Genomic DNA, 19,802 nt, shown 5'->3' on the forward strand with positions numbered 1-19,802 from the left:
GTCGCGAGTCGTGCGGCCGATAAGGTCTCGGCATGGGGATCCGACGGGCGCTGCCCAGCGACGAGGCGGCTATCGCGCGCATCTGTCTGCTGACGGGCGACCATGGTCACGACGCCACCGGCGTGTTCGGTGACGACCGAGCGATCGCGGATGTGTATGCCATCCCTTACCTGCACGGCCCAGACTGCGTGGCGCTGGTGTGGGACGAGGGCGAGGGTGCCATCGGGTACGTGGTCGGGACCACCGATACTCGCGCCTTCCAGCGGTGGTTCGTCGATCAGTGGTGGCCTTCGCGCCCCCCGCGCGAGGTCCAGACCGAGGCGGATCGTTGGCTCCTTCCCTCCGCGATCGACCCTGAGCGGATGCTCACCGACGCAGTCGCTGAGTATCCGGCTCACCTGCACATCGACCTGCTCCCCGAGGCGCAGGGCAGGGGAGCGGGCCGTGCGCTCATCGAGACGATGGTGGAGCACCTCGCGCGCGCCGGGGCGCCGGGTGTGCACCTGGTCGCCCCCAAGGAGAACGCGGCCGCGCAGGCCTTCTACCCGAGGGTCGGCTTTGCTCCCCTCGCGGACGACCACAGTTCGGTGACCTTCGTGCGTCGGGCCGATGGTGACTGACGTGCGCGGTGCGCGCCGATGGGTGCCGCCGCGCCGCGCACTGGCTCTCGCGACGATGGTGGTCGGCGTCGTGCTGGTGATCGGCGCCGGTGCCTGGTGGCTCGGAGGCCGAGGGGCGGCGATGGCGAGTGTGCTCGGTGCGGTGTCGGTGATCGCGTTGGCGCTGCGCCGGCCCACCTGGTCGCACCTGTGGTGGTTCAGCGTCGTGCTCGCCGGCGGTGGCACGGGTGCGGTGTGGACGGGATCTGCGCTGGCGGTGGGGGTGCTCGTGGCCGTGTCCGTCCTCGGCGTCGCTCCGATCGCATTGCGGTATGGACCGGTGGTGGCCATCGTGCCCGTGGTGATCGCGGGCCTGGCCATGGGAGCCGATGGCATCGAGCCCGCCGCCGCCGTCGCCGGGGTCTTCTTCGGTGTGCTCGCGTGCGCGGCAGCACTGCGGACGCTTCCGATCCCGACGGTCACGGCGACACCGCTGTCACGTTCCCTCATCGTCGCGTACCTGGCGGTGCTCGCCCTCCTGTCGGGGCTCACGACCGCAACCGTGATCGCTCTCGAGATGCCGCATGGGCTGTGGATCGTGATCGCGCTCGCGATGGTGCTGGCGCCGCAGTCGCACGAGACGATGCCCCGCGCCCGCGCACGCATCGTCGGCACGGTGGCGGGAGCGGCCGGGGGTGCCGTGGCGGCGACGCTGCTGCCGCTGACGGCTCTGCTCGTCGCTGGCGGAGCCGCGCTGCTCATCAGCGTCGCTCTCGCCTTCGCGGGCAGGCAGAGCGAGTTCATCGCGTTCATGGCGTTCTCCGTGGTCGCGCTCGTGAGCGCGGGTGGTGTCGAGACCGCGTGGGCGGCGGGGCTGTCGCGCGTGTGGCTCACGGCGCTGGGCACGGCGGTGGCGATCGCTGCGGGCCTCCTGCTCGCGCGACGTGAGGCGGTGGCGTGGCAGGAGGATTGAGGCGCGCCTGCTGTCAGCATCAGGTTGCGGAGTGAGTGCTCACTCACTTAGAGTGCTCGCGTGACCGCACCGTCGACCAATGCCGCAATCCCCCGGTCTGGTCGCGCCCGCCCCATGGCACCCGATGAGCGACGCGCGATGATCGTGGACGCCGCCATTCCGCTCATCCTCGAGCACGGTGCCGAGGTCACCACGCGTCAGATCGCGGATGCCGCAGGCATCGCCGAGGGCACCGTCTTTCGCGCCTTCGCGGACAAGACCGAACTGATCGATGCCGCGATCGCGCGCGTCATGGACCCCGCGGAGGCGCTTGAGGCGCTCAGCCGCATCGACCCTGGCGAGCCGCTGCCGGTCAAGCTCGACCACATCGTGACCATTCTGCATGCTCGCGTCAGCCGCGCCGCCGCAGTCATGGGCGCGCTCGGTCCGCGCGATCACGCCCGCCACCGCGCGGGCGACCACGCACGCCATCGCCCCATGCTGGGGGAGGCCACCGAGGTGGTCGGCGTCCTGCTGGAGCCCGACCGCAACCGTCTGCGTGTGCCGGTCGACACGGCGATCGACCTCATCCGGGTCCTCGTCTTCGGCGCCTCGATGCCGTTCCTTCGCGAAGTGGACATCGACCCTGCCACTCTGGCCGACTTCATCCTGCGCGGCATCGCCGCCGAAAGCGAGTGATGCTTTGCTCTGGTCCCTGCTCGTCACGTCTGTCAGGCCATACTGGCGTCTGCTGGTGGCGGTCGTCGTCTTCCAGCTCGCCCAGTCCGTGGCGAACCTCTACCTGCCGGCCCTGAACGCCGACCTCATCGACAACGGCATCGCGACGGGCAACGTGGCGTACATCTGGCGCATCGGCGCGGTGATGCTCGGCCTGTCGTTCGTGCAGATCATCTGCGCGGTCGTCGCGATCTACTTCGCCGCCAAGCTGGCGATGGCGGTGGGCCGAGACGTGCGTGCCCGCATCTTCCACCGCGTCGGCACATTCTCCGAGAGCGAGGTCCAGCACTTCGGTGCGCCCAGCCTCATCACGCGCAACACCAACGACGTGCAGCAGGTGCAGATGCTGGTGCTGATGAGCTGCACGCTGCTGGTGAGTGCGCCGTTCATGGCGATCGGCGGCGTGCTGATGGCGGTGCAGCAGGATGTGGCGCTGTCCTCGATCCTCGTGGTCGCGGTGCCGCTGCTCCTCATCGCCGTGACCCTCGTCATCTGGCGCATGGTGCCGCACTTCAGGCGCATGCAGACGCGCATCGATGCCATCAACCGCGTGCTGCGGGAGCAACTCACCGGGATCCGCGTGGTCCGAGCATTCGTCCGGGAGGGTGCCGAGCGCGCGCGGTTCGGCCAGGCGAACGAGAACGTCACGGAGTCGGCGCTCAAGGCGGGCCGCCTCATGGCCGCCATGTTCCCGATCGTGACCCTGATCCTCAACCTTTCGTCGGTGGCCGTGCTGTGGTTCGGCGCCGAGCGCGTCGACAATGGCGAGATGCAGGTCGGCGCGCTCACCGCCTTCCTGACCTATCTGATCCAGATCCTCATGGCCGTCATGATGGCGACCTTCATGTTCGTGATGGTGCCGCGCGCCGCAGTGTCGGCGGACCGCATCGGCGAGGTGCTCGATACTCGCACCACCGTGACCCCGCCAGTCAACGGCGTCCGCGACATCGCCGATGCGGGCACGGTGGAGTTCGACGACGTCACCTTCGCCTACCCGGGGGCGGAGGAGCCGGTCCTCCACCACGTGACCTTCACGGCGAGACCCGGCACCACGACGGCCATCGTGGGCTCCACCGGAGCAGGCAAGTCGACGCTGATCAATCTGATTCCGCGCCTCTACGACGCCACGTCCGGCACGGTGCGGGTGGGCGGCGTCGACGTCCGTGACATCGAGCTCGAGGCGCTGTGGTCGCACATGGGGCTCGTCCCCCAGCGGCCCTACCTGTTCTCGGGGACCGTGGGGTCGAACCTGCGCTACGGCCGCCGCGATGCCACCGAGGACGAGATCTGGGAGGCCCTGCGCGTGTCCCAGGGCGACGACTTCGTGAGCGCGATGCCCGGCGGCCTCGAGACGTCCATGGGCCAGGGGGGGTACGACGGTCTCGGGCGGGCAGCGTCAACGCCTCGCCATCGCCCGCGCCCTCGTGCGCGAACCGCAGGTGCTGATCTTCGACGACTCGTTCAGCGCGCTCGACACCGCGACCGATGCGCGCCTGCGCGGAGCTCTCTCCGAGGCGGCGGCTGATGCGACCGTCATCGTGGTCGCGCAGCGCGTCTCGAGCATCGTCGGGGCGGACCAGATCCTGGTCCTCGACGACGGGGAGGTCGTGGCGCGTGGCACTCACGCCGAACTCCTCGCGACGTCGGAGACCTACCAGGAGATCGTGAGCACGCAGCTGCGAGCGGAGGACGCGTCATGAGCGCCGAGAGCAGGACGGCACCGCCCCGGCCCCGGCCCCGGCCCCGGCCTCACGGCGGACCGATGGGTGGCCCGCAGCTTCCTGCGGAGAAGGCCTCTGACTTCACGGGCTCGTTGAAGCGACTCGCTGGACGGCTGAGGCCCGAGCGTGCCCTCGTTGCACTCGTGGTGCTGCTGGGGGCGGGCTCGGTGGCGCTCTCCGTGGTCGGGCCCAAGATCCTGGGTGAGGCCACGACGGTCATCTACGAGGGATTCATCACCGGCGAAGGCGTCGACTTCGACCGCCTTCATCGCGTGCTGATCGCCGTCGTGGCCATCTACGCGGTGTCGTCCGTGCTCGCGCTGGTCCAGGGCTGGATCCTCAACGGCGTGACCCAGCGGACGGTGCTGCGCATGCGCACGGAGGTCGAAGAGAAGATCCACCGTCTGCCGCTGCGCTATTTCGACCACCATCAGCGTGGCGACCTGCTCAGCCGCGTCACCAACGACATCGACAACGTGTCGCAGACCCTGCAGCAGACCCTCAGCCAGATGTTCACGTCGCTGCTGACCGTGCTGGGCGTGGTCACCATGATGATCGTGATCTCGCCGCAGCTGGCACTCGTGGCGCTGGTGTCGATCCCGCTCACGGTGGTGATCGTGACGCAGGTCGCCAAGCGCTCGCAGTCGCGCTTCGCGGATCAGTGGCGTCACACCGGTGAGCTCAATGGTCAGATCGAGGAGACCTACACGGGACACGCGCTCGTCAAGGTGTTCGGCCGCCAGCGCGAGACGCAGGCGGAGTTCGACCGCAAGAACGACGAGCTGTACGAGGCCAGCTTCGGCGCACAGTTCATCTCGGGGATCATCATGCCGGCGACCATGTTCGTGGGAAACCTCGTCTACGTCGCCATCGCGGTGCTGGGCGGCATCATGGTCGCGAACGGCTCGCTCCCGCTCGGCGACATCCAGGCCTTCATCCAGTACTCGCGGCAGTTCCAGCAGCCGCTCAGCCAGTTGGGGTCGATGGTCAACCTGCTGCAGTCCGGGACTGCCTCCGCCGAGCGCGTCTTCGAGTTCCTCGACGCGGAGGACCAGTCGCCGGATCGCGATCCAGCGGAGACCCCCGAGCGGTTCCGCGGCCGACTGGAGTTCCACGATGTGCGCTTCAGCTATGACCAGGACTCGCCCCTCATCACCGGGCTGTCGCTCACGGCCGACCCCGGCAAGACCATTGCGATCGTGGGCCCCACCGGCGCGGGCAAGACCACGCTGGTGAACCTCATCATGCGGTTCTACGAGCTCGACGGGGGGCGGATCACGCTTGACGGCACGGACATCGCTCACATGACCCGCGACGATCTGCGGTCCCGGACGGGCATGGTCCTGCAGGACGCGTGGCTGTTCGGCGGCACCATCCGGGACAACATCGCCTACGGCCGTCCCGGCGCCTCCGAGGAGGACATCCACGCTGCCGCGACGGCCGCGTACGTGGACCGGTTCGTGCACTCCCTGCCCGACGGCTACGACACCGTCCTCGACGACGACGCCACGAACGTCTCGGCCGGGGAGCGGCAGCTCATCACGATCGCGCGCGCCTTCGTGGCACAGCCCAGCGTGCTGATCCTTGACGAGGCCACGAGCTCCGTGGACACGCGCACGGAGCTGCTCGTGCAGCACGCCATGGCCGAGCTCCGCAAGGACCGCACCAGCTTCGTGATCGCGCATCGGCTCTCGACGATCCGCGACGCCGACGTGATCCTTGTGATGAAGGACGGAGACATCGTCGAGCAGGGCACCCACGACGAGCTCATCGCGGCGGACGGCGCGTACGCGCAACTGTACGAGGCGCAGTTCGCGGCGCCCATCGAGGACGTCGACCCCCAGGCGGAGATCCTGGAGGTGCCCGCGTCGACCGATGCGCCGGTCGCCTTCGAGCACCCCGCCGTGCCCCACCCGCTCGACGGTGACGACACGACCGAACCGGAGCGGGGCTCGCGACACTAGCGCGCGCATCGGCCGTCCCGGACGTGCCGCGCATGCGCCGTCCAGGAACAGCGACGGCCGCCGACCCCCGAAGGGGCGGCGGCCGTCGTCCGTGGCAGTGCGCCGGTCAACCCGAGGAGGAGGCCTCCCGATTCGCGAGCCGCTGCTGCAGCATCACCGCCACCACGATGATGACGCCCTTGGCGACCAGCTGCCACGAGCTGGACAGGTTGTTCTGCGTGAAGACGTTGACGAGCACCGCGAACAGCATGACGCCCAGCACGGTGCCGCCGATGGTGCCGCGGCCGCCGATCAGCAGCGTGCCGCCGACGACCACCGCGGCGATCACGTCCAGCTCGAGCAGCTGCCCGTGCGTGGAGGTTCCGGCCGTGGTGCGCGACAGGAGCATGGTGGCCGCGATCCCGGCGCAGGCTCCGGCGATCATGTACAGGTACACGGTGTGGCGCTTCACGTTGACGCCGGCGAGTCGAGCCGCGGTGGCGTTGCCGCCGATGGCGACAGTCCGGCGTCCGAACGTGGTGCGGTTGAACAGGAACCAGCCGGCAATCGACACGAGCACGAAGATCCACACGACCCAGTCGATGCCGAGCAGCTCGGCACGGAAGAAGTCCAGGAAGCCGTCGTTGTTCACCACTTGCGTGGAACGTCCCGAGATCAGTTCTGCGAGTCCGCGTGCACCGACGAGCATGGCGAGCGTCGCGATGAACGCCACGACCTTGCCGTAGGCGATGATCAGGCCGTTGGTGAGGCCGGCGAGCACACCGACCGCGATCGAGACGAACACCATCAGCGGCCAGAAGCCCTCGGCCGCGGTCTGGACCGCGCCGACCGACGCGACCACGGACGCGAGTCCGAGTACCGACCCGACCGACAGGTCGATGCCCCCCGCAGTGATGACGAACGTCATGCCGATCGCGATGACGCCGATGACCGAGGCGTACCGCACGATGACGAAGAAGTTGTCGATGTTCATGAAGTTCTCGCCGGCGGTGATGGCGCCCACGGCGACCAGCAGCAGCAGCGCGATCACGAGGCCGATGCTGCGCCCGGCCGGGCTCGCGAAGAACTGCTTCATGGGGTTCGTCTTTCCCACGGCCGATGCGCGGGTGGAGTCGGCGCTCGTGGCGGGGGAGGAGGTCGGCTCGCTCACGCGGCACTTCCCTTCATGATGAGGTCGAGCACTCCGTGCTCGTCGATGTCGTGTGCGGGGCGTTCGTCGAGCACGCGTCCGTCAGCGATGACGTTCACGCGGTCGGCGAGACCCAGAACCTCGTCGATCTCAGAGGAGACGATGAGGATGGCGGTCCCTTCGGAGGCGAGTCGCCGGATCAAGCGGTAGATCTCCATACGGGCGCCGACGTCGACGCCACGCGTGGGCTCGTCGAGCAGCAGGACCTTGGTGCCGTGGATGAGCCAGCGCGCCAGCATCACCTTCTGCTGGTTTCCTCCCGAGAGCGTGCGCGTGATGCGGTCGGGCTCCGCTGGGCGGAGTTCGAGCGCCTTCATCTGCTCCTCGGTCGCGCGGCGCTCGGCGGGCTCGTCGAGCAGCCAGCCCTTGGCGAACCGTGCGAACGTCGACAGCGTCGCATTCCGATAGATGGGCTCCTCCAGGAGCAGCCCCTGGCTCTTGCGCTCCTCAGGTGAGAGTCCCATCTGCGATCCCACCGCGTGGGTCACCGCGCCCGGCTTGAGCTCCTTGCCATTGACGCGCACCGTGCCCGCCGTGGCCTTGCGGTGACCGTAGATGGTCTCGAGAATCTCCGAGCGTCCCGACCCCACGAGGCCTGCCAGGCCGACGATCTCGCCGGCGCGCACCGAGAGGCTGACGTCGGAGAAGTGCTTGCCGAGCGACAACCCCTCGACCTCGAGCACCACGGGTGCGTCGTCGGGCACCGGCACGTGCTCGGGGAAGGCGTGCTCCATGTCGGTGCCGGTCATGAGCGAGATCAGCTCGCGGGTGGAGGTGCCCTTGACCGGCAGGTTGGACGCCTGGCTTGCGCCGTCCTTGAGCACCGAGATGCGATCGCCGATGCGGTCGATCTCCTCCAGCCGGTGGGAGATGTAGATCACCGCGATGCCCTGGTTCGTGAGCTCCTTGATGACCCGGAAGAGGTTGTCGACCTCGCCGGAGTCGAGCACGGCGCTGGGCTCGTCCATGACCATCAGCTTGATGTCGTGCGACAGCGCGCGCGCCATCGAGACCAGTTGCTGATTGGCCGGTGACAGCGTGCCGACCTCGCGCGAGGGTGACAGGTCGGGGTGGCCGAGTCTCTTCATGAGCTCGCGCGTGCGCTGCGCCGCCTCGCGGCGGTTCATCACACCACCGCGCGCGAGCTCGTGGCCAAGGAAGATGTTCTCCGCGATGGTCAGCCCATCGACGACGTCGAGCTCTTGATACATCGTGGCGATGCCGAGCTCGAGCGCCGCGACGGGGTCGGCGATGGTGACCGACTCTCCGTTCCAGCGGATCTCGCCTGCATCGGGCTGGTGCGCGCCCGAGAGGGTCTTGATCAGAGTCGACTTGCCGGCACCGTTCTGGCCGAGGACGCAATGGACCTCGCCCGCACGCACGTCAAGATCGACTCCTGTGAGCGCCTTCGCGCTCCCGAAACTCTTGGCGAGGCCCCGGACCTCGAGTAATGACACGGGGTGGTCGTCTTCGATCACGCGATGAACATAACACAGCCGCATCGCGGCCGACAGTAGGAGTGACAGACCGATGTGGCACCGTGATTTCGGCACGATCCCCGTTCATGGGAGCGCCGCTGACGGAATGTTTCGTAGCCAAACCGTTATGACGATGAGGTGACATAAGTTGCCTACGTGGCGATCACTTCTGCTACGTTGGCCTGGTCAGTGTGGACAAGCAGCCGCGTCGCATCGCGATCCCCGGCAGGCGTGCCCCCCTACTCACTGGCAATGACGACAGTGACCTATCGAGGAGGAACCCATGTACGCATTCCGCTCCAAGCGACTGCGGATGATGGCCACCACCGGGGCGGCGCTCGCGGGCGTGGCACTGCTGGCTGGTTGCAGCTCTGACGCCGACAACGGCGACACCGAAGACGAGGCCGGCGGCGAAGAGACCACCGAGGCAGACGAGGGCGGCTCCGGCGAGACGGTCGTGATCGGCTTCTCTGGCCCCGCCGCCGACCACGGCTGGCTCGGTGCCATCAACTCCGCCGCCATCGCGCAGGCCGACGGGTACGACGACGTCGAGCTCCGTGTGGCCGAAGGCACCAACGACCCGAATCTGCAGATCAGCCAGGTCGAGACGTTCGTCAACGAGGGCGTTGACGTCATCGTCCTGCTCCCCACGGACGGCGCCGCACTCACCGAAGCCGCGATCAATGCGATGAACGCAGGCGTGCCGGTCGTCAACGTCGACCGCGAGTTCTCGTCCAACGATGCCGCCCGGGTCACGATCCTGGGTGACAACTACGGCATGGGCGTGAGCGCGGGCGAGTACATCTGCGGCGAGCTCGAGGGTCAGTCGGATGCAGTGATCGGCGAGATCGCCGGCATCGACTCCCTGCAGCTGACCACTGACCGGTCGCAGGGGTTCAGCGACGCACTCGCCGATTGCGGCCTGAGCGTGGGGCCGCGCGTCGCGGCGGACTTCACGATCGCCGGCGGCCAGGAGGTCACGGCACAGCTGCTCTCGGCCAACCCGGAGATCGACGCGATCTGGAACCACGACGACGACCAGGGCATCGGCGTCCTCGCGGCGATCGATGAGGCTGGACGCGACGAGTTCTTCATGGTGGGCGGCGCCGGTTCGTCGAACGCCATGGAGGCGATCAAGTCGGGTGACAGCGTGCTCAAGGCGACGGTCATCTACCCGTCCACCCAGGCGGCTGACGGCATCGCGCTCGCCCGTCTCCTGGCCCAGAACGCCGACCTCGGCGACCTGGCCTCCCCCGGAGTTCCGCGCCGCATCGTTCTCGATGCGCCGGTCGTGACGGCGGAGAACGTGGACCAGTACATGGAGATCGGGTTCGAGTCCTGATCGCCTGAGGTGCGGTGGCCGCCCTCCCCGGGGCGGCCACCGTGCCGACCGTCTCCGCCACCCACTTCACGAAAGAAAGCGAGAGCACAATGCCCGCGCCGATGCGCGTCGCCATGATCGGCAATGGATTCATGGGCGCCGCACACTCCCAGGGGTGGAGGACCGCCCCCCGCTTCTTCGACCTGCCGGTCGATCCCCAGATGACCGTCATGGTGGGCCGGGATCCCGACAAGAACGCCGCCCTCGCCCAGAAGTGGGGGTGGGCGGAGGCGTCGCAGGACTTCGACGCCGTTCTCGAGCGAGACGACATCGACATCGTCGACATCGTCACGCCGGGGCACCTGCATTGCGACATGGCGATCGCCGCCCTCGAGGCGGGAAAGCACGTGATCTGCGAGAAGCCGCTGGCCAACACCGTCGACGAGGCGCGTCGCATGGCCGACGCTGCCGCATCGGCCGCTGATCATGGCGTGCTTGCCATGGTGGGCTTCACGTACCGGCGCGTGCCGGCCGCGAGCTTTGCTCGCGACCTGGTGGCGCGCGGAGCCGTCGGCACCGTGCGCCAGGTGCGCGCGCAGTACCTCCAGGACTGGCTCTCCGACCCCGAGGCGCCGCTCACGTGGCGCATGGACAAGTCCAAGGCCGGATCGGGCGCGCTCGGAGACATCGGTGCCCACGCCGTCGACCTCGCGCAGTTCATCACCGGGCTGAGCCTCACCGAGGTCTCCGGCGTCATGGAGACCTTCGTCAAGGAGCGACCCGTCCTCGCGGAGGGCCACGGACTGTCCGGCTCGGCCGGCGCCGAGCGGGGACCCGTGACCGTCGACGACTACGCCGCCTTCTCGGGGCGCTTCGACTCAGGGGCCTTGGGCTCCTTCGAGGCGACCCGCTTCGCCACCGGCCGCAAGAACGCGCTGCGCGTCGAGGTGGCGGGAGACAAGGGCGCGGTGCTGTTCGACCTCGAGGATATGAACGCGGTGCAGTACTACGACGCCACGGCTCCCGGGACCGAGCAGGGTTTCACCCGCATCTACGTGACGGAGGCGGATCACCCGTACATGGAGGCGTGGTGGCCCCCGGGACACATGCTCGGCTATGAGCACGGCTTCTCCCACCAGGTGAAGGACCTCGTGGAGGCGCTCGCGTCGGGCTCACAGCCCACGCCGTCCTTCGCAGATGGCTATCAGGTCCAGCGGGTGCTCGGCGCAGTCGAGCGCAGCGCGAATGACGGCAGCGCATGGACCGCGACAGAGTAGTCGTGCGTCTTCGAGTGATGAAAGGACAATGACATGGCACGACCGATCAGCCTGTTCACCGGCCAGTGGGCCGACCTTCCCCTCGATCAGGTCGCGGAGCTCGCGGCCGCGTGGGGCTATGACGGCCTCGAGCTGGCCTGCTGGGGCGACCACGTCGACGTGACCCGGTGGGACGACGCGGAGTACGTCCAGGGTCGTCTCGACCTCATGGAGCGTCATGGACTGCGCATCGTCGCGATCTCGAACCACCTCACCGGCCAGGCGGTGTGCGACGACCCAATCGACCGCCGCCACCAGGAGATCCTGTCTCCGCAGGTGTGGGGCGACGGCGATCCTGAGGGTGTGCGTCAGCGCGCCGCTGAGGCGATGAAGGACACTGCTCGCATGGCCTCGCGACTCGGCGTCAGCACCGTCGTGGGGTTCACGGGCTCGTCGATATGGAAGACGGTCGCGATGTTCCCGCCGGTGCCGGCCGACATGGTCGAGGCCGGCTACCAGGACTTCGCGGACCGTTGGAACCCCATCATGGACGTGTTCGAGGAGGAGGGCGTGCGGTTCGCGCTCGAGGTCCACCCGAGCGAGATCGCCTACGACTACTGGACGGCCAAGCGCACCCTCGAGGCGATGGGTCACCGGGAGTCGTTCGGCCTCAACTGGGACCCGAGCCACATGGTGTGGCAGGACCTCGACCCGGTGGGCTTCCTGTGGGACTTCCAGGACCGCATCTATCACGTGCACTGCAAGGACACCAAGAAGCGACTCAACGGCCGCAACGGTCGGTTGTCCTCTCATCTCGCGTGGGCGGACCCGCGGCGCGGTTGGGACTTCATCTCCACCGGTCACGGCGACGTGCCGTGGGAGGACGCGTTCCGGATGCTCAACGCCATCGGCTACGACGGCCCGCTGTCGGTGGAGTGGGAGGACGCGGGCATGGACCGCCTCGTGGGCGCCCCCGAGGCGCTTGAGTTCGTGCGTCGCCTCGCCTTCGACGCGCCGGACGCCGCCTTCGATGCGGCGTTCAGCTCGAAGGACTGACGCTCCGTATTCTCAGCACGGCCCTCGCGCTCCGGCGCGGGGGCCGTGCTTCGTCAATGCCGGGTGTGGCCGATGCGAGGGGTGCGCCTCGGGCTCCGCCGTGCGGCGCGCATCGGCCGGCTGACATGTCCCTCCGAGCGCACGGCGGCGGTCGTGCAGGTCAGCGGCCGCCGAGCATCGCGTCGACGCGTTCGGGAGAGAGGGCGTGGTGGATCGCGAGCATGCTCGCGCCCTGGATCGCGGCGTTCGCGCCTGACCGGGACTGCGCGATCTGCAGGTTGCCGGTCGCGAGTGGCATCGACCGTGTGTAGATCACTTCGCGGGCGCCCGCGAGCAGGTGCTCTCCGGCGTGAGCGATCGAGCCGCCGAGCACGATCACTGCGGGATTGATGAGGCTGACGCACGTGGTGAGGACCTCGCCGATGAGACGGCCGGCCTCTCGCACCGCCTGGATCGCAGTGGTGTTGCCCCCCTTGACCAGGGCGGCGACATCGGCGCTGGTCTCGACCTCGAGGCCGCTCTCGCGCAGCTGGCGCGCGATGGCGGGCCCCGCGGCGATCGCCTCGAGGCAGCCGAAGTTTCCGCATCGGCACACCACGTCCTTGCCGCTGGGAACGTAGACGTGTCCGATGTCGCCGGCGATGCCCTGTGCTCCGCGCTGCAGGTAGCCGCCGGAGATCACGCCCGAGCCGATGCCGGTCGCGACCTTCACGAAGATGAAGTGGTCGACACCCGGCCACGACATGTCGCGTTCGCCGAGCGCCATGATGTTCACGTCGTTGTCCACCAGCACCGGGACGCCGAACCGTTGGCCCAGGTGCTGAGGCACGTCGTAGCGGTCCCAGCCGGGCATGATCGGCGGGTCGATGGGCAGCCCGCTCGAGTGCTCCACTGGCCCCGGGAGGCCGACGCCGATCGCGAGCAGGCCGTCGGTGGCGCCATGGGCGGCGAGGAGCTCGGTGGCGGCGGTCGCGACCCAGCCCAGCACGGCTTCAGGCCCCTCGGCGACCTCCATCGCGACCGAGTCCTGTCCCAGCAGGGCGCCGCTGAGGTCCGCGATGGCGATGCGGGCGTGTGACGCGCCGATGTCGACGCCGAGGACGACGCGGCCGGACGAGTTGATGGCGAACTGGCTCGACGGCCGCCCACCGGTGGAGACGGCATCGCCGACCGGCGACACGAGCCCGAGCTTGACGAGCGAGTCGACTCGCGCAGCGACCGTGGAACGCGCCAGCCCCGTGATGCTCGCGAGCTCTGACCGAGTGCGCGCGCGACCGTCGCGAAGAATCTGGAAGAGGTCCGTCGTGGGGGAGTCGCCCAACGAGTCCTGTGCCTTTACGTCGACCATGGTCGTATCTTATCGTGGCGTGACGGCATAAGAGTCGCGACTTTGGTCTTGGGCCGTCGTTACCTCGCCACTTGTGCGGTGGCGGCGTACGGGCCACGACCGATTCTCGGATACGAGATATTTGAGACAGTGCCCCTGCGGTGGTAGCGTGGGCGTTGCTTCCCCCGGACGGCAACCGGCCCCGGCGGATAGCAATCCCATATCATTCAGGCGTTCGCGAACGATGGCGTATGCGCATCCCCGCCGCATGGGAGTATCTCGCACTGTTCAAGAGCCAGATGGGCTCGTGCGAGGGAAGGATTCTTCAGTGACAGACACCACCGTGGCCGGCCCCGATAAGGGCGCGGCCCTCAGCGCCATGAAACTCCCTCAGTTGCAGGCACTCGCCTCCGAGCTCGGAGTATCTGGCGTCAAGAAGATGCGAAAGAGCGACCTCGTGGAGGCGATCAACAACGGTGGAGCCGTGCCTTCCAAGGCCGACGCCCCCGCCCCGGATGCGCCCAAGAACGACACTGAACGCGGTCACGGCCGCGGTCAGCAGAAGTCCTCGGAGATCGACGTCCCTGCGGAGGGTCAGGGCAGCGACAGCTCTCAGTCCTCCGAGCGGTCCGCGTCCGACGGTCAGCGGTCGGGCGCCGATCAGCCCTCTGGCCAGCAGTCAGCCGGGCAGCGTCGCGGTCGAGGTGACCGCGGCTCGAAGAGCGAGACCGACGCGGAGCGCGACGAGCGCGCCCGTCGCGCCGCCGAGGCCGTGCAGTCCGCAGGCAATGCCCGGTCCGAGGACGACTCGTCCAAGGGCGAGGGCCGTGGGGGTCGCAACAACGACCGCACCTCCAACGACAACCGCGACCGCAACGACCGCGGCAACGACAACCGTGATCGCAATGACCGCGGCAACGACAACCGCCACAACAACGATGACGATGACGAGCGCGGTGGCCGTCGGCGCCGTGGCCGTGGCCGTGGGCGTGGCCGCAACCGCGACGAGCGCGGCGGCAGCACCACCGGAGGCGCCAGCAACGAGCCCCAGGGCCGCTTCGACGAGGACGACGCCCGTGACGACGAGGAGCTGAGCCCCGTGGGCGGCATCGTCGACGTGCTCGACTCGTACGCCTTCATCCGCACCACGGGGTACTTGGCAGGCAAGTCCGACGTGTATGTCTCCATGAACCAGGTCCGCAAGTACGGCCTGCGCAAGGGTGACGCCATGACGGGCACTGTCCGCCCGCCCCGCCCGGGCGAGCGCGGCCAGCGACAGAAGTTCAACGCGCTCGCGACGGTCGACACGGTCAACGGGGTCAGCCCCGAGGAGGCCAAGACCCGCAGGGAGTTCGGCGACCTCACTCCGCTGTACCCCCAGGAGCGTCTGCACCTCGAGACCGAGACCCGCAACCTCACCAACCGGGTGATCGACATCGTCGCGCCCATCGGTAAGGGCCAGCGTGGCCTCATCGTGTCGCCGCCCAAGGCGGGCAAGACGCTCGTGATGCAGTCCATCGCGAACGCGATCAGCGCGAACAACCCTGAGGTTCACCTGATGGTGGTGCTCGTGGACGAGCGTCCCGAGGAGGTCACCGACTTCCAGCGCTCCGTCAAGGGCGAGGTCATCGCCTCGACATTCGACCGCCCGGCGGTTGACCACACCCAGGTGGCGGAACTCGCGATCGAGCGGGCCAAGCGCCTGGTCGAGCTGGGTCAGGATGTCGTGGTGCTTCTCGACGGCATCACCCGCCTGGGCCGCGCCTACAACCTGGCCGCCCCCGCATCGGGCCGCATCCTCTCCGGTGGTGTGGACAGTGCCGCGCTGTACCCGCCCAAGAAGTTCTTCGGCGCCGCGCGCAACATCGAGCACGGCGGCTCGCTGACCATTCTCGCCACGGCGCTGGTCGACACCGGTTCCAAGATGGACGAGGTGATCTTCGAGGAGTTCAAGGGCACCGGCAACATGGAGCTGCGCCTGTCGCGTCAGCTTGCCGACCGCCGCATCTTCCCGGCCGTGGACGTGAACTCGTCCGGCACGCGCCGCGAGGAGATCCTGGTCTCGACCGAGGAGCTCAAGGTCATGTGGAAGCTCCGCCGCGTGCTGTCCGGGCTGGAGTCCGTCGCCGCGACCGAGCTGCTGCTGGGCAGGCTCAGGGACCACAAGACGAACGCCGAGTTCCTGATGCAGGTCGCCAAGACCACGCCGGACAAGAATGGCGAGAACGAGCTCACCTCGAAGTAAGCGGTTCGCTCACGCACGAAGGCCCGGCATCGGCCGTCCGTCCCGCTCTGCCCCTGCGCGCTACAGGGACTTGAGTGCAGTTCTTGCGCAGAATCCTGCACTCAAGTCCCTCCAGGGTGCCCGGCTAGTACTAGGGCACGCCGCCGATGGCCGATGCGAGCCTCGCTTCCAGTGCGTGCCTCGCTCTCGCGTACCGGCCGCGGGCGGTCGAAGCGTTGACGCCCACCACTGTCGCTGCGTCGGCGAGGGTCATGCTCTCCCAGTGAACGAGCTCCACGAGTTCGCGCTGATTGTCCGGAAGCGTTGCGACAGCTCGTCGGACGTCCATCGCTAGCGCGTCGTCTGGTTCCGACGGGATCGGGGCGTGCGCGGAGACCTTCTCGACGAGCCGCAGGCCGCGTCGCGTGTCGCGGCCGTAGCCTCGTAGGCTCATGCGTGCGATGCCGAAGAGCCAGGGGCGCAGTTCAGCTCGATCGGACGGCGCATCGTCGCGACGTCGCCAGGCGACCAGCATCGTCTCTCCCAGGAGGTCCGCGGCCTGATCAGGCTCTCGCCTCTGGAGATAGCGGAGGATGTCTGCGCCGTGCTCGCTCAGCGCATCGGCAAGGGCGCCGTCGCCGGCGGTCACTTGCCCACCTCGCACGCGCTGTCGGGGACGAGATCACGGAACGGGTCCACGATGTCGGACTCGAGGCCGTCAAGGATCACGCGGGCGTAGGCGTGGTCGAAGGTCTCATTCGCGTGCGTCGACGTCATCGGGACGCCGTCGAGTTCGGCAGTGCCAGCGGCGAGGTCCAGACGTGCCACCTCGTCGTAGGCGGCGTCGATCCACGATTCCCACGTCGAGCGGTCCGCGATCTCCTGCTTGTTCTCGTTCTCGTCGTACTCGGTGAGGGACTCCTCGCGCACAGCGCCGCCATCGGCCGCCAGCAACGCCTCGGGTTCGCTGAGCCGTGACCGGATCTCCGCGGTTTGGCGTTCCGTGAGGTTGAAGCCCACCAGCCGCATCGCACAGCGATAGCCGTCAGCATCGGTGTAGACCCACTCGATGTGCGCGGGCATCGCCTTCCACTGTTCAGCGGTGAGCATGTAGGGATCATCGGTGACGGGACGGTCGGGCAGCACGGCCACGGCACCGGCTCCACCGAGGCCGATGACCGCAAGCGCACCCGCACCAAGTGCCGCGCGGCGCTTCCATGCAGAGCGTCGGGGCGCGGCCGTTCTTGCCTCGTGAACGAGAAGGGTGATCGCTGATTCGAGCCCGGGTCCGTCTGAGGTGGAGGGCGGAGCCGAGCGCGCGAGGATGTCGTCGAGGTCATTCATCGGTGATGTGTTCATGCTCTCTCATGCCAGATCGGTTCCGAAGTGTCCGCGCCCCGTGCTCGCTGGAGGGACATGAGTGCAGGATCCGGCTGTATTCCGGCACTCATGTCCCTCCAGGACGCGATAGGCGACCGGCGACGACGGCCAGGACCCGTTGGCGGCTTCTCTCAGGGCGGCGCACGATGTCGTCCCACCCAAGCCGGACGGTGAGGTAGCCCGCCTCCGCCAAGTCGTTCTGTCGGTCACGGTCGTGATCGCGCGCCTCACGCGCCGAGTGGTAAAGGTCGCCGTCGAGCTCGACCACCACCTTGGCCGCACGGTGGAGCATGTCGACGGTTGCACGCCGCGAAGCCAGGCGAAGGTCCGCTTGCCACTCGAAGTCGCGAAAACGCGCATCGGCGAACGTCTCGTGCTTGGCGCGCACCTCGAGGGGAGAGGTTGCTCCCTCCTTGAACCAGCGGAGGACTCTGTCGAGATCTCGCCTTCCAGCGACGCGCGGGGACCTGGCCGACTCGCGCGCCAGCGCCTGCCACGTGCAGACCCGCGCCCACAGCGCCTCGTAGAGGAGGTTGCGACGGTCAGCCGGGGCCGCGTACCGCCACGCGTCGAGGAGCGCTCGCTCGGGCACGGTGCACGAGACGCCTTGCGGAAGGCCGCGCGCCCGCATCGGCCCTCCTTGGAGGCACCGAACCCAGGGGGGAACGCGGGGACGAAAGCCATCGATCACACGGACGTGGGCAAGCGGGGGAGCAGGCAGCACCTCCGCGTACAGGTGCAGAGCGAGTGGCCCGGAGACGAGCCCGGCGGGATGCCAGAGGTTCAAGGCCTCACCGCGCACCAGCGCGACGGTCTGATGAGCGGCGCCGCAATACACCCCGGGCAGAACGCGCCTTGCGTTGCCTTCCGCCACGGCGCGTTCGAGTGCCGTCCTCGTCCAGCGCCCAAGCAGATCCGCTCGGCTGAATGCGTGGACATTCGCGGAGAGGAAGACGGGGAGTTCGTCGCTGAGTCGGACGAGGTCTGGAATGGGACGCATGAAGGCATCTGAGCGGTGGTGTGTCGTTGAGGGAAGCGGGCAGCAGCGCCTTTGTGGATCGTCCATGCGCTCTGGAGGGACATGGACGCCGGATCGCGGCCGGATCGTGCACTCATGTCCCTCCAGAGCGCGTAGGGAGGGCGGGTGCGGCGGTTCGGCTCAGGGCGGACGGCAGGCAAGTGGCCTCGCGCGCACGGACGTGGCAGAATAGACCGCTGGCCGTCCGGTTCACCGACCGCGAAGTACGCGCGAGGACCCGGAGGCATCTCAAAGGGAGATTCATGAAGAAGGATATTCACCCCGAGTACGTGGCCACCACTGTCACGTGCACCTGCGGTTCCACGTTCGAGACCATGTCCACCGTGAAGTCCGGCGCCATCAGCGTCGAGGTCTGCTCGGCGTGCCACCCGTTCTACACCGGCAAGCAGAAGATTCTCGACACCGGCGGCCGCGTGGCCCGCTTCGAGAAGCGCTACGGGAACAAGTAGTCCGACAAGCTTCGAGACGACGTGGCCGAAGCCTTCGCTGCCGTCCTGCCTCTGCTGGACGAGTACGCCGATATCGAGCATCAGCTCTCGCAACCTGACGTCCATGCGGACGCCGGGCGCGCGCGCAAACTCGGGCGTCGCTTTGCGGAGCTCGGCCGCGTCGTCGCTGCGCATCGGGCCTGGGAGTCCGCGCAGGAGGATCTCGAAGCCGCCCGCGGCATGGCCGATGCGGACCCCGAGTTCGCCGCCGAGGTGCCCGCTCTCGAGCAGGCAGCGGAGGACGCCACCGAGAAGCTCCGGCGCATCCTGATTCCGCGCGACCCCGACGACTCCCGCGACGTGATCCTCGAGATCAAGTCCGGCGAGGGCGGCGAGGAGTCGGCGCTGTTCGCGGGCGACCTACTCAAGATGTATCTCAAGTTCGCCGAGTCGCGCGGATGGCAGGCCGAGGTCCTCGAGGCCACCCCCACCGACATGGGCGGGTTCAAGGACATCTCAGTGGCGATCAAGGCCAAGGGCGCCGTCGACCCGGAGAACGGCGTGTGGGCTCACCTCAAGTACGAGGGCGGCGTCCACCGCGTGCAGCGCGTGCCCGCCACCGAGTCGCAGGGCCGCATCCACACCTCAGCCGCCGGCGTGCTGGTCTACCCCGAGGTGGAGACCGTCGAGGAGGTGCAGATCGACATGAACGACGTCCGCGTCGACGTGTACCGCTCCTCGGGCCCTGGAGGCCAGTCCGTCAACACCACCGACTCCGCCGTCCGGCTCACGCACGAGCCCACAGGAATCGTGGTGAGCTGCCAGAACGAGAAGAGCCAGCTCCAGAACAAGGAGTCAGCCATGCGGATCCTGCGCGCGCGGATTCTCGCCGCGCAGAAGGAGGCGGCCGATGCGGAGGCTCAGGACATCCGCAAGTCCCAGGTCCGCACGGTGGACCGCTCCGAGCGCATCCGCACCTACAACTACCCCGAGAACCGCATCGCGGATCACCGCACGGGGTACAAGGCCTACAACCTCGACCACGTGCTGTCCGGGGACCTCGGCCCCGTGGTGCAGTCCGCGATCGATGCAGACGAGGCCGCCCGACTCGAAGCCCACGGAGACTGACT

Annotated in this window: 16 protein-coding genes and 1 pseudogene; 11 read left to right on the forward strand and 6 right to left on the reverse strand. The window is 68.2% G+C overall.

Annotation, left to right across the window (positions count from 1 at the left end):
• Nucleotides 1-32 precede the first annotated feature (32 nt).
• The 5 genes and pseudogenes from AOP72_RS02860 (at nt 33) to AOP72_RS02880 (ending at nt 5,974) form a co-directional block, all read left to right on the forward strand.
• Entirely contained in the window at nt 33-620 is a 588-nt protein-coding gene (locus AOP72_RS02860) for a GNAT family N-acetyltransferase (protein ID WP_062132107.1), read from the forward strand.
• A 1-nt stretch (nt 621) separates the two neighbouring features.
• Nucleotides 622-1,572 carry an FUSC family protein gene (locus AOP72_RS02865; RefSeq protein WP_193746340.1) on the forward strand — a complete coding sequence of 317 codons (951 nt, stop codon included), beginning with the start codon at nt 622-624 and terminating at the stop codon, nt 1,570-1,572.
• Nucleotides 1,573-1,632: 60 nt separating this feature from the next.
• Entirely contained in the window at nt 1,633-2,250 is a 618-nt protein-coding gene (locus AOP72_RS02870) for a TetR/AcrR family transcriptional regulator (RefSeq protein ID WP_152650228.1), read from the forward strand.
• Between the two features lie 4 nt (nt 2,251-2,254).
• Nucleotides 2,255-3,989: pseudogene (locus AOP72_RS02875) on the forward strand (ABC transporter ATP-binding protein).
• Complete coding sequence (locus AOP72_RS02880; protein WP_084631189.1) at nt 3,986-5,974, forward strand: ABC transporter ATP-binding protein; 1,989 nt, start codon at nt 3,986-3,988, stop codon at nt 5,972-5,974. The pseudogene AOP72_RS02875 and the gene AOP72_RS02880 overlap by 4 nt, the downstream one beginning before the upstream one ends.
• A 106-nt stretch (nt 5,975-6,080) precedes the next feature.
• Here AOP72_RS02880 and AOP72_RS02885 read toward each other — a convergent pair whose 3' ends face one another.
• Entirely contained in the window at nt 6,081-7,124 is a 1,044-nt protein-coding gene (locus AOP72_RS02885) for an ABC transporter permease (RefSeq protein WP_062132115.1), read from the reverse strand.
• The gene (locus AOP72_RS02890) at nt 7,121-8,641 is read right to left on the reverse strand and encodes a sugar ABC transporter ATP-binding protein (RefSeq protein ID WP_238581589.1); all 1,521 of its coding nucleotides are present in this window, start codon (nt 8,639-8,641) and stop codon (nt 7,121-7,123) included. The genes AOP72_RS02885 and AOP72_RS02890 overlap by 4 nt, the downstream gene beginning before the upstream one ends.
• Before the next feature lie 283 nt (nt 8,642-8,924).
• Between AOP72_RS02890 and AOP72_RS02895 the strand changes: the two genes are divergently transcribed.
• From AOP72_RS02895 to AOP72_RS02905, 3 genes are all read left to right on the forward strand, one after another.
• Nucleotides 8,925-9,983 (forward strand): substrate-binding domain-containing protein, encoded by a 1,059-nt coding sequence (locus tag AOP72_RS02895; RefSeq protein WP_062132118.1) that lies wholly within the window; start codon nt 8,925-8,927, stop codon nt 9,981-9,983.
• Nucleotides 9,984-10,096: 113 nt separating this feature from the next.
• Nucleotides 10,097-11,239 (forward strand): Gfo/Idh/MocA family protein, encoded by a 1,143-nt coding sequence (locus tag AOP72_RS02900; protein ID WP_062136745.1) that lies wholly within the window; start codon nt 10,097-10,099, stop codon nt 11,237-11,239.
• Between the two features lie 33 nt (nt 11,240-11,272).
• On the forward strand, nt 11,273-12,274 hold the full coding sequence (locus tag AOP72_RS02905) for a sugar phosphate isomerase/epimerase family protein (RefSeq protein ID WP_062132121.1): 1,002 nt from the start codon (nt 11,273-11,275) through the stop codon (nt 12,272-12,274).
• Between the two features lie 160 nt (nt 12,275-12,434).
• Here AOP72_RS02905 and AOP72_RS02910 read toward each other — a convergent pair whose 3' ends face one another.
• Nucleotides 12,435-13,622 carry an ROK family transcriptional regulator gene (locus tag AOP72_RS02910; protein WP_062132124.1) on the reverse strand — a complete coding sequence of 396 codons (1,188 nt, stop codon included), beginning with the start codon at nt 13,620-13,622 and terminating at the stop codon, nt 12,435-12,437.
• Between the two features lie 358 nt (nt 13,623-13,980).
• Here AOP72_RS02910 and rho point away from each other — a divergent pair, with 358 nt between their 5' ends.
• Entirely contained in the window at nt 13,981-15,846 is a 1,866-nt protein-coding gene (rho, locus tag AOP72_RS02915; RefSeq protein ID WP_084631853.1) for a transcription termination factor Rho, read from the forward strand.
• Between the two features lie 130 nt (nt 15,847-15,976).
• Here rho and AOP72_RS02920 read toward each other — a convergent pair whose 3' ends face one another.
• From AOP72_RS02920 to AOP72_RS13505, 3 genes are all read right to left on the reverse strand, one after another.
• Nucleotides 15,977-16,474, reverse strand: coding sequence for an RNA polymerase sigma factor (locus AOP72_RS02920; RefSeq protein WP_062132138.1), 498 nt, complete (start codon nt 16,472-16,474; stop codon nt 15,977-15,979).
• The gene (locus tag AOP72_RS02925) at nt 16,471-17,184 is read right to left on the reverse strand and encodes a hypothetical protein (RefSeq protein WP_062132141.1); all 714 of its coding nucleotides are present in this window, start codon (nt 17,182-17,184) and stop codon (nt 16,471-16,473) included. The genes AOP72_RS02920 and AOP72_RS02925 overlap by 4 nt, the downstream gene beginning before the upstream one ends.
• 88 nt (nt 17,185-17,272) lie before the next feature.
• Nucleotides 17,273-17,836, reverse strand: a complete 564-nt coding sequence (locus AOP72_RS13505; protein ID WP_062132144.1) for an endonuclease domain-containing protein — start codon at nt 17,834-17,836, stop codon at nt 17,273-17,275.
• 650 nt (nt 17,837-18,486) lie between these two features.
• Between AOP72_RS13505 and rpmE the strand changes: the two genes are divergently transcribed.
• The gene (rpmE, locus tag AOP72_RS02940) at nt 18,487-18,693 is read left to right on the forward strand and encodes a 50S ribosomal protein L31 (RefSeq protein WP_062132150.1); all 207 of its coding nucleotides are present in this window, start codon (nt 18,487-18,489) and stop codon (nt 18,691-18,693) included.
• A gap of 21 nt (nt 18,694-18,714) precedes the next feature.
• Nucleotides 18,715-19,800 carry a peptide chain release factor 1 gene (gene prfA, locus AOP72_RS02945; protein ID WP_062132152.1) on the forward strand — a complete coding sequence of 362 codons (1,086 nt, stop codon included), beginning with the start codon at nt 18,715-18,717 and terminating at the stop codon, nt 19,798-19,800.
• The last annotated feature ends 2 nt before the right edge of the window (nt 19,801-19,802 follow it).

The organism is Demequina aestuarii, from assembly GCF_000975095.1.
Classification (GTDB): Bacteria; Actinomycetota; Actinomycetes; order Actinomycetales; family Demequinaceae; genus Demequina; species Demequina aestuarii.